Annotated in this window: 13 protein-coding genes; 11 read left to right on the top strand and 2 right to left on the bottom strand. The window is 32.6% G+C overall.

What is annotated here, in order from left to right:
* On the top strand, positions 1–187 hold a 187-nt coding region (locus KQI89_RS07905; protein ID WP_425514067.1), incomplete at its 5' end, for an NADPH-dependent FMN reductase family protein.
* A gap of 197 nt (positions 188–384) precedes the next feature.
* Here the strand turns inward: KQI89_RS07905 and KQI89_RS07900 are convergent.
* The gene (locus KQI89_RS07900; RefSeq protein ID WP_216456623.1) at positions 385–1,323 is read right to left on the bottom strand and encodes a helix-turn-helix transcriptional regulator; all 939 of its coding nucleotides are present in this window, start codon (positions 1,321–1,323) and stop codon (positions 385–387) included.
* 118 nt (positions 1,324–1,441) lie between these two features.
* On the opposite strand from KQI89_RS07900, the gene KQI89_RS07895 reads away from it, so the two are divergent.
* From KQI89_RS07895 to KQI89_RS07885, 3 genes are all read left to right on the top strand, one after another.
* On the top strand, positions 1,442–1,891 hold the full coding sequence (locus KQI89_RS07895; protein ID WP_216456622.1) for a VOC family protein: 450 nt from the start codon (positions 1,442–1,444) through the stop codon (positions 1,889–1,891).
* A gap of 78 nt (positions 1,892–1,969) precedes the next feature.
* Positions 1,970–2,227, top strand: coding sequence for a hypothetical protein (locus KQI89_RS07890; RefSeq protein WP_216456621.1), 258 nt, complete (start codon positions 1,970–1,972; stop codon positions 2,225–2,227).
* A gap of 193 nt (positions 2,228–2,420) precedes the next feature.
* Positions 2,421–3,164, top strand: a complete 744-nt coding sequence (locus KQI89_RS07885; RefSeq protein ID WP_216456620.1) for a class I SAM-dependent methyltransferase — start codon at positions 2,421–2,423, stop codon at positions 3,162–3,164.
* Positions 3,165–3,353: 189 nt separating this feature from the next.
* Here the strand turns inward: KQI89_RS07885 and KQI89_RS07880 are convergent, their stop codons facing one another.
* Positions 3,354–3,827: a pyridoxamine 5'-phosphate oxidase family protein gene (locus KQI89_RS07880; protein ID WP_216456619.1), complete on the bottom strand. Its 474-nt coding sequence runs from the start codon at positions 3,825–3,827 to the stop codon at positions 3,354–3,356.
* Between the two features lie 161 nt (positions 3,828–3,988).
* On the opposite strand from KQI89_RS07880, the gene pdxR reads away from it, so the two are divergent.
* The 7 genes from pdxR to KQI89_RS07845 all read left to right on the top strand — a co-directional run bounded on the left by pdxR (position 3,989) and on the right by KQI89_RS07845 (position 10,222).
* A complete protein-coding gene (pdxR, locus tag KQI89_RS07875) occupies positions 3,989–5,407 on the top strand; it encodes a MocR-like pyridoxine biosynthesis transcription factor PdxR (RefSeq protein ID WP_216456618.1) in 1,419 nt (472 codons plus the stop codon).
* 86 nt (positions 5,408–5,493) lie between these two features.
* Entirely contained in the window at positions 5,494–5,967 is a 474-nt protein-coding gene (locus KQI89_RS07870) for a methylated-DNA--[protein]-cysteine S-methyltransferase (protein WP_216456617.1), read from the top strand.
* 65 nt (positions 5,968–6,032) lie between these two features.
* Complete coding sequence (locus tag KQI89_RS07865; RefSeq protein WP_216456616.1) at positions 6,033–6,602, top strand: bifunctional transcriptional activator/DNA repair enzyme AdaA; 570 nt, start codon at positions 6,033–6,035, stop codon at positions 6,600–6,602.
* A 499-nt stretch (positions 6,603–7,101) separates the two neighbouring features.
* Positions 7,102–7,377, top strand: coding sequence for a CD3324 family protein (locus tag KQI89_RS07860; RefSeq protein ID WP_216456615.1), 276 nt, complete (start codon positions 7,102–7,104; stop codon positions 7,375–7,377).
* A 561-nt stretch (positions 7,378–7,938) separates the two neighbouring features.
* On the top strand, positions 7,939–9,129 hold the full coding sequence (locus KQI89_RS07855; RefSeq protein WP_216456614.1) for a bis-aminopropyl spermidine synthase family protein: 1,191 nt from the start codon (positions 7,939–7,941) through the stop codon (positions 9,127–9,129).
* Positions 9,130–9,257: 128 nt separating this feature from the next.
* Complete coding sequence (locus KQI89_RS07850) at positions 9,258–9,473, top strand: hypothetical protein (RefSeq protein ID WP_216456613.1); 216 nt, start codon at positions 9,258–9,260, stop codon at positions 9,471–9,473.
* Between the two features lie 101 nt (positions 9,474–9,574).
* Positions 9,575–10,222: a TetR/AcrR family transcriptional regulator gene (locus KQI89_RS07845; RefSeq protein WP_343216346.1), complete on the top strand. Its 648-nt coding sequence runs from the start codon at positions 9,575–9,577 to the stop codon at positions 10,220–10,222.
* Positions 10,223–10,382: the final 160 nt, after the last annotated feature.

Raw genomic sequence — 10,382 nt, 5'->3', positions numbered from 1 at the left:
TGTAAATGCTGATATTTCAACGCACTATGTAAGGACAGTTCTTTCATTTATGGGAATAACAGAATTACATGCTATAAAAGCCCAGGGGTTAGATATTAAAGGAAACAATAGAGCTAAAATAATTGAGGATGCAAAAGAAAACCTAAATAAATTTATATCTTCTTGTATTAAATCTAATTTAAAGTAAATTAATCTAACATAAGTATAATTTTATTAAATACAGTTTTCACCCTAAAATAAAAATTAACGGTTTTAAGCTATTTAAAAGCTATGGATTTTCATAAAATCTATAGCTTTTGTGATTCAATTTCACTTATAACTCTTTTTTAGTTTCAATAATTAAGAAATAAGTATGCTTTACAGTATTGTGATCTGCATGCTTATTTATAATTTTTCGTAATGATTTAATAAATTTTCTATCTTTTCTTGAATAAGGTGTTTTAGGGCTTTAGGTTTTACTGATGTAATAGAACTGCCATACCTAATAAAATAATTAGCAATAAATTCTTCCTCGTCTAAGTTATAGGATCCCTTTATAAATGTCTTAGTTTCACTTTCTATTTTCATTGATGGATAATGCTCTTTATAAAAAATATCCTTTGCTTGTTCTAAAATTTCTACTTCAAACTCAGTACTTTTTTCAGAACGATAAAGGTCTAATGAACCATGGATAAGTTCCTCTACAGGAAATTGTGATTTATCATTATGAAATTCTAACAAAGCTATTCTATCACATCTGAAAACTTTATGTTTATTTGTATTTAGATCTATTCCAGTAGCATACCACTGTCCAAATTTAGCAGAAATCTTAAAAAACTGAATATGATAACTTACTTGTTTATTATTTTTTAAGTATTGAATTTTACAACTAATTTCATTAAGAATACTTTGTAGAATTTTATCTAAAAATTGGCTAATGTTATTGTGCTGATATGCTTCAAATTGCAATACTTTTTTCATTTGATGAATCTGTTTTATTTGTTCTTTAGAAAGACAATTTTCGAATTTTTCATTTAGTTTATTAATGCTTAAATGAAATGGGGTAGATTGATAAGACTCAAGCGTCAACATTGCAAAATATAAAGCATACACTTCATCAAGGGTAAAAATGATAGGTGATAATAATCTGTTCTTTAAAATACCATATCTTCCATGTCTACCATACTCTGAAAAAATAGGCATACCTAACTTTTCTAATGAATTAATATCACGCAAAGCTGTACTTTTTGAAATATTATATTTATCCATCAAGTCACTCAAATTAAAAAACTCTACACCATTTAAGTATTGTATCATGTCATTTAATCTTTCTGATTTTTTCATACAATCCTCCTTTTTAAAGGTGTCACATTTTGATACCTTTACATATTATAATAAATTTAAGGGGATATATCAATTAAATATATGCCTAAAAATTATTATACAAAAGGAGATTGATACTATGAGTACAACACTAGAAATTGCTATTTTTCTTTCAATGAACGGAAAAGCACAAGAAGCCATAAGTTTCTATAAAAAACATTTCAACGCAAAGGAATTATTGCTGGTTACATACGAAGATATGGCAAAAAGAGATAACACAATTCAGATTACTGATGAAAATAAAAGTTATATCTCTCACTCTGTTTTATCAATTGGAAAAACTAAAGTAATGATTGCGGAAGATACAATGGATACTAATGAAAAACATAAAGTAGGTAATAACATATCATTATGTATACAAAGTGCTGACTTAAACGAAATTGAGCATTTTTATAATAGCTTAATTACAGATGACAGAGTTAGGGTCATTGTTCCATTATCTAGTAATGTGTTTAGTAAAGCATACGGGATTATTGAAGATCCTTTCGGTATCCAAATTCAATTAATGTTTGATAATAGATTAAAATAAAAAAATCAGCATGCTACACAGTTTCAATGTGATCTGCATGCTGAAACTTTATTTTTTACATAACCAGACATGTTGCTTTTGGGAATGATAAGCGAGGAAGCAAAGGGTGCATATGAGATTACTAAGATGCTCCAGTATATGAGCGTAAAATGGTGGTTTAATATATCATCTGATGGTAAGATTCAAATTACTCCCAATATGATGAATACTCTAGAAATTAATATAGGTGATAAGCTACTTTCAATACGTGGTAGTTATATAGGCTTTACAATGGGGGCAAAAGGCCCATTGCTAGAAAAAGCTGAAAACTTTCATGGTGAAATTGAGATATATTAAAAGGTTCATTACTCTTTAGTCTTTTGTGTTATAATTAGTTCAAAAATAATAAGAAAGACTAACGCTAAGAGATGATGTTAGAAGCATCATAGTAATATGAATGGTAAATTTTATTAAATTACAGAAAATTAAAGATGGTTTAAATGATAATTCATAGTTATATTTTAAGTATATTTAATTGGAGGAGAGTATTATGATGAAACACGATAATCTGGAAGAGTATCGAGACCCGATTAATTATGATCTTGAATTTGGTGGTGAAATTGATAAATATAATTTTTATCTTGAACTTGCTAAACTGAACCCCAGGGAGGTTTTAGAACTTGCATGTGGCACAGGGTTAACCATGATACATTTAGCGAAATGTGGAATAAAGGTTTCAGGTATTGACATTACACCACAGATGCTTGAATATGCAAGAATTAAAGCAGAGGGGTTGCCTGTGACTTTCATTGAAGGTGATGCAAGAACTTTTGAATCTAAAAAGCGTTTTTCTATGATATATTTAACAGGAAATGCATTTCAAGCATTTTTAAGTGATGAAGATCAAATTTCACTGCTTAAAACAGTTTATAAGCATTTAGAACCAAATGGGATATTTGCATTTGAAACACGTAATCCTATGGGAACTGATTTATCAAACCAAGGAGAAACAAGTTGGGGGCAATTTATGGATAAGGACGGAATACTAGTTCAAGTATCTGGAACTCAACATTATGATGAAAAAAATCATATAATGCATTGGGTGACTTTCCGTGACTGGGGATTTAAGAAAACCACTTCTCGAATTGCTTGTCGTTTTACTGATAATGATACTCTTAAGTCATTATTAAATAACAATGGTTTTAGTATTGAAAATCAATACTCAGATTGGAATAAAACTCCCTTTTCACCTTTAGCTCCTACTATTATTAGCCTTTGTAGAAAGTTAGTATAGTCTTTTTACTAAAAGTAGACAAGTGAAAGAAATAAATGGTGTTGTTGATATAGTTTATGCTAACACCATTTTCTAATCTTAAAATGCGTTAATAAAAAAACATCCCGCAATAAAAAGCGGGATAAATTCTATTGGAGAAATCATATTTGGATTTTACGGCAATTAAATAAAATAAGTTCACCTTTTGCTCTATTTATGATATTTTCCTGTACATTCTACTATATCAATCTCAATTACAGCAGTACCCTTAATCATGTTATCCGGAAGCTCTTTCCCAGCAAATTGTGGCGTGTACTTCTCAACCAACCTATTCAACACTTCGCGTTTATAATCCAAGTCCTGAAGCAACGAAACATTTCCAAGAATCACAACACTATTGTACTCTGCCTCAGTATCACAGGCGTTCTTGATATTATCGGTTAAGAGACCAAACAATTCATCAACCTCAAAGCATACTTTGGAATTTCGATTTATATTATCGATTTTTTGACCCTTTGGAAGACCATGCATATAAATTTTGTTATTGTAATAAACAAAGTGCATGGCAATGACATATGGATACCCATTCTCATTGATGGTAGCGAATCGTCCAGTATCTGCACGATGAAGTAACTGGTCAATTTGTTCCAATGTTAATTGAAACTTCTTCATTCTATATTGCATAATTTCATCATCCTCCTAATTATATAAATTTGTTTTACTCAAGATATATACCTACTTGGCATAGGATTAAATATATCGTATCATATAAGTGAACCTATTAAAAGATACACTAATGTGATATGATATAGGGTACACTTTAGTATAAGGATGGTTATAATTCTATGATTTATATTCAAGAAAATTCAAATGATCCAATGTATCTTCAGATCTACCGTCAGATCAAAGATGATATTGAGCAAGAAAATATTGTACATGGAGAACGGCTTCCAGGTATTCGTACACTAGCCCAAACATTGGGTATTGGGCGCAATACTGTCAGTCAGGCTTATACTCAGCTGGCTGTGGAGGGATATATTCAAGCAAGACATGGGTCAGGGTTTTTCGTTCTAGACGCCTCAAATAAAGTTATGGAAAGAAATTATGTACTACAGGATACAAATTCTTTATCTGTTGAAAGATCAGAATTGAAGCAACCTGTAAGTCTATATGATTTTCAGTACGGCGGTCTTACTTATGAGCAATTTCCTTTCAAGTTATGGCGGAAATATACCTCTCAAATTCTGTTATCACCACAAAAAGATGTAGTTAATCAATATCCAGATAAGCAGGGTGATCTGTTATTAAGACAAGAGATCAAAAAATATCTGCACAGGTCAAGGGGGATGGTTTGCTGTGAAGAACAAATTATCATCGGATCTGGGCTACACTATTCCTTAGATATTTTGTGCAAGATTTTACGTAAAGAAAATAACACTATTGCAATGGAGGAACCAGGATATAATGGAGCAAGGGATGTATTTATCAACAACAATTATAATTTGTATCCCATACCAGCTAATAAAGATGGACTTATCCTCTCATCCATTCATGGTTCTGGTGCATGTGCTGCTTATGTAACGCCTTCACATCAATTTCCTTATGGAACTGTGATGCCAATATTTCAGCGTAAGGAACTCCTTAATTGGGCAATTGACAGCGATGCCTATGTCATTGAGGATGATTATGACAGTGAACTTAGATATGATGCCAATCCAGTGCCAGCCCTTCATTCTCTAGACACTGAAGATCGTACTATTTATATAGGAACTTTTTCAAAGTCCCTTTCTCCTTCACTGAGAGTGAATTATATGGTGCTACCAGTACAGTTGCTCGCAAGGTATTATAGTATGTTCCATTCCTACAATTCTCCTGCATCGTGGTTGACACAACGTGTTTTAGGCGCATATATGAGGGATGGAAACTATGAGATTCATGTTCGAAAAATGTGCCTCACCTACAAAAGGCGTCATGATGTATTTGTACAGGAAGCAACGAAAATTTTCGGTAGAAAAGTAATCTTACATGGTCGTGGGGCGGGGTTACATTTCATTTTGGAGTTTCCAGATGGTAAAGAAGAAGAGTGGCTTATTAAACAGGCAGAAAAAGTCGGAGTCAAAGTATATTCTATGATTCCATTTTGGAATCACAGGAATGATTGTCCTCGAAATATTATATTTGCAGGATACAGCTTACTGAGTGAACAGCAGATACGAGAAGGTATTGCATTGCTAAAATCCGCATGGTTCAGTGCATTACCATAATGAAAATTGAATGGTGAAATTTCGGAAGACATACTAGATAAAATAAATGTATACTAAAGATATAATAAAAGGAGGAGGTTATTCATATGAAAAACATTGCATTCTATCCCACATTCCTCGGTTTGATTGGTATTGTGGAAAAAAACGGTGCAATTGCTGAACTCTTCTTTGGCAAAGAACATAAGTCCACAGACTGCGTGGAGCAGGAAACCCCATTACTAAAGGAAGCAGCACGTCAACTGGAGGAATATCTTGATGGTAAACTTAAGTCCTTTGACCTACCCCTTGCACTGGAAGGTACTGATTTTCAGCAAACTGTATGGGCTACTCTGCGGGCTATACCCTATGGTGAAACTCGTACCTACAAGCAGGTGGCAGAGGCCATGGGAAACCCAGAAGCGTCCCGTGCAGTAGGTGCAGCCAACAACAAAAATCCGATTTTAATTATTACACCATGCCATCGGGTTATAGGTACAGACGGAAAGCTTGTAGGCTACGCTGCGGGACTTGAGGTTAAAGAAAAACTATTGGAGATGGAAAAGACCAATGCAAACAGTTAAAACAAAGCATTTTGAATATGGCAGTACAGAATTAAATTACCTTAATAAAAAAGAAGGTGATATACATGCTACTTATCGATGAAGAAAAATGGAAGGTTGTTATTGATTGTGATTCATCCTATGACGGCCAGTTTTTTTATGGAGTGAAAACAACTGGAATTTTCTGTCGACCATCATGTAAATCCAAAAGTCCCAAAAGAGATCATGTGGTATTTTTTGATAGGGCAGAGCAAGCTCATGCTGCTGGATTTCGCCCTTGTAAGCGGTGCAGACCGGATCTTTTAGAATTTGAACCCAAAAGGGAGACTGTGGAAAAAATTAAAAAGGTAATAGATAAATTTTATACTGATCCAAAACAGCTTAAAGAGGAGATTGTCGGACTTGGTATTAGCAGAAACAGCTTGATTCGGTTATTTCAAGATCAGTTAGGCATGACTCCAGTGCAATATATTAATAAGCTGCGCATTGAAAAGGCAAAGGAGCTTTTGGCGAATTCACAGGATACAATTCTATCCATTGCCTTGCAATGTGGATTTGGTAGTCTCTCAACATTTTACAATCTTTTTCGACGTTTAGTAGATATGTCTCCTACACAGTATGGTAAGCTTTTTGCTAAAAAGGAAAATGAGAAATGATTATGAGTGCAAGTGGCCGTACAGATATTCTAATTGAGTATAAAAAGAGATTAAACTCTTGCGGGTATTTCTTTACTCATTTTATCTCCTGCAGGGAATCCATTACTAAATCTATCAGATGAATGCCCTTTGCCCTCCCATTGGTAATCCCTCCAAGCAACCTGCGAAATAGTATATAACTTTATCAGTTTTAAATTGAGCGTAGTGTATTTGAACCCCAGAAAATAAATGAATGGGATAGTAGCACCTCCTTTATCAACATATAGGTCCTGGCTATGTTCATAATAATTGAATTAAGCTATGTCAATGAACTCAGTAACTCAGATTGACATTATAATAAAACAATAATATACTTACATAATAAGTAACGAAAGGGGTGCACTATCAGCATGTTGAGTACATTTTCCTCGGTGCGTTATGCATAGCAAAGGCTATTGCATACAGCTGAATGAATGAAATAGCCTTTGCTCGAACCTAAGAAACTTTAGGAGGGAGCATAATGGGCTACAAACAAGCTAACAAAATATTTCCAGCTAAATTGTTAAACGAGATACAAAACTATGTTGATGGACAATACGTTTATATTCCCCGCAAAGAAGGTAATCAAAAAATGTGGGGGGAAGTTAATAGAAGCAAGGAAGTAATTAGTAAGAGAAACATTGAGATTTTTAAAAAATATAACAATGGGATTTCTGTAAAAGAACTTGCACCAATGTATTATCTATCTCCAAAAACCATATATAAAATTATTAATAAAATAAAATCTGGTTTATAATTTTAATAAAAGCCACATGGGAAACTTTCCTATGTGGCTTTTTTTCGTGGGGCCAACATAGCGTAATTTAAGATCTAAAGGTCCAAGGGCAGTGTATAGGTAAACAAAACACATACAGTAAAGCAAAATATAAGGTAATTCTAAAGTGTTTGTTGACGAGGTTAAGATAAAATTTCTTAGATTTAGGTTTTACCAAGACAAAGGTAATCAAGACTTGGGATTCATTGAGAAAAATTACTATAATGGATAGCAAACAGTGTGTACAGTGCTGTGGAAAGTCAGCTACTCGATTAACAGGAATACTCCTATTCGATTGTCAAACAAAGAGTAGACATGTTATATGCAGGTTATCGGTTATAATGGAAATGACTAAAGCCTTTATATAAATACTTCCAGTTAATAAAATATTGTAGTAGCTACTAAATTCATAAGGAAACCATGGATATGATGGATGTATTTATTAAAAGATAGCGTTGCAATACAGTACGACAGTGAAGCAACAATATTGATTTTGGGTAATAGTACTGTTAAAAAAGAATTATAAAAGGTATAGGTGTAATAATGAAAAATAACTATATAGATATAATTTACAAAAATGTAAAAATTCAAGAAGGGCGGCAGGCCATAGAGAAATTATTGATTGACTTCTATTTTGCCCGTGGGGGTACTAGCAAGGACTATGCCATACTAAATAATATTCCTGTTCCTTTGGTAACGGCAATAAAAAATGAAGCTTTGAAACTTGAGCTTTTAGAAAAATCATCTGGTATTCACTTGAGCCTTAAGGGGAAGCAATTTGTTGAAAACGAATTAGGGTATAAAGGAATCAATGTAAAATTATATAAAACATTAAGTCTTGATCATATTAGTAAGGCAACGGAGCTATTATCATTAAATCTTAATGATATCTTTGAGGACAGGCCAAAAGTGGAGGTATCTGTTGACCAATCCAAATGCACTCTGGAAACTGCTATAAAAAGAGCTTTATTATGTCTTGAAAATAATTGTTTGATTGGAAAAAACATTCTCTGTGTTGGTGATGATGATTTGATCAGCGTTTCCATAGGAATGCTGCTACATACTTTATATGACGGCAATATGAATTTATGCAAAACCAAAATCTATGTTTTAGACAGTGATCAAAGAATATTAGACTATATTTGTGAAATTGCAAAACTATATGACTTACCTATTAATTGCTACAATATTGATTTACGTGACTCAATTCCCAAGGAGTATCTTAATAAAATGGACTGCTTTTACACAGACCCTCCGTATACATTAGCAGGAATGAAGTTATTCTTATCGAGAGGATTAGAGTGTCTAAAAGATTCTGTTTCTTTGAATGTGTTTTTATCCTACGCTCATAAATCACAAGAAGAAATGTTGAAAATTCATAAGATGTTTATCGAATTAGGATTATCTGCATTAAGAATTATACCCCAGTTTAATCGTTATGAAGGCGCAGGTATTTTAGGAAATAGCAGTCAAATACTTTTATTGAAGACAACCTCAGCTGCAAGATCACCAATTATGGGAGAAAAATTTGATATTCCAATATACACAGGTGAAATAAGAAAAACTCGTCGGAAATACATTTGCAAGAACTGTAATACCATACATTATGTTAGCTTGGAAGATACTTACAGTACAATAGAAGAATTAAAAGCTGACGGTTGTACAATTTGTGGGCACCACTTCTTCAAGATGGTTAGTAAAAAGGAAATACTAAATGGGGATAAGCAAAGTTAGCAGATATTAAAGGTTTTTCAAAGTATCATTTTCGTAGAATGAGATATTAGATGATACGAAAATGCAATCAATAAACTTATGCAAGATTACAGTGATCTCATATTGACTACTGCTTACAGAGTGTGTCATTGAATCTTTGCTGTGAAGATGTAGGGTTAGAACTCCAAGCATTACTTGAAGAAAAAGAAGTTACAGTTATTTCTCATGTGGAAGATGTCCCAATTGTATGGGATAAAAAGACACTTCAGTTTATTTTAACACAAATATTGGTTAATGCAGTGAAATACTCCAATAAAGAAATCCTAAACTTTATCTGGTTAAAAACTAGTTTTGATTACCTTTAAACTGTGAGTCTGATGATGAGTTGTGGTATAGAGAAATGTTTCTTGACAACAAATAATTTAACTGATAACATACATACCAATAGTATGTATGTTAAATGGAGGTGAAATATTTGGCGCGGAATAAGTATCCTGAAATAACAGAAAACCGAATCATTGATACATCAACGAAACTATTTATGTCAAAGGGCTATGAAAACACAACCATTCAGGATATAACAAATGAGTTGGGAGATCTAAGTAAAGGTGCTATTTATCATCACTTTAAATCCAAAGAAGAGATTATGGATGCAGTAAATAAACGTATTATTGAACAAGGACTTGGAAGTCTAAAAGAAATTGTTAATGATAGTGCTTTATCTGGAATAGATAAGTTGCGTGAGGCTTTTTTATTATTAATTACATCAACGCAAAAAGAAGCAAGTAACAGAAAAATTCCACCACTTCAGAAAAATCCTCAATTATTAGCACTTTATATGCGTGATACTTTAGGTGTAGCTTCCGATATTTTAACGGATATAGTAGAAGAATGTATAAAAGATGGCACTATATGTATAGCACAACCTCATGAATTGTCACAAATGATTTTATTGTTTTTTAACGTTTGGATAAATCCCTGGATATACTCATGGACATCAGAGGAGTTGAATAATATTATTGTATTTATGAAAGATCTTTTAGATACAATGGGTGTTCCTATTTTTTCAGAAGAGATCATTCAATCAATAAATGTATTATATTCCCTTTCATAAAATGAGAAATAGCTATTTTATATTGCTTATTATAATAGCTATTTTTTTATAGCAAGATACATACCGAATGAATGTATCAAAATAAAGGGAGAATTTAAAAGCTAAACAAATCATTTATTATATAATACTTTGAGAGGAGATTGATCTTATGGAAGACATT

The organism is Clostridium simiarum, from assembly GCF_018919175.1.
In the GTDB taxonomy this organism is placed as follows: Bacteria; Bacillota; Clostridia; order Clostridiales; family Clostridiaceae; genus Clostridium_L; species Clostridium_L simiarum.
The sequence above is the reverse complement of the archived record's forward strand: the minus strand, read 5'-3'. Positions and strand labels throughout refer to the sequence as shown.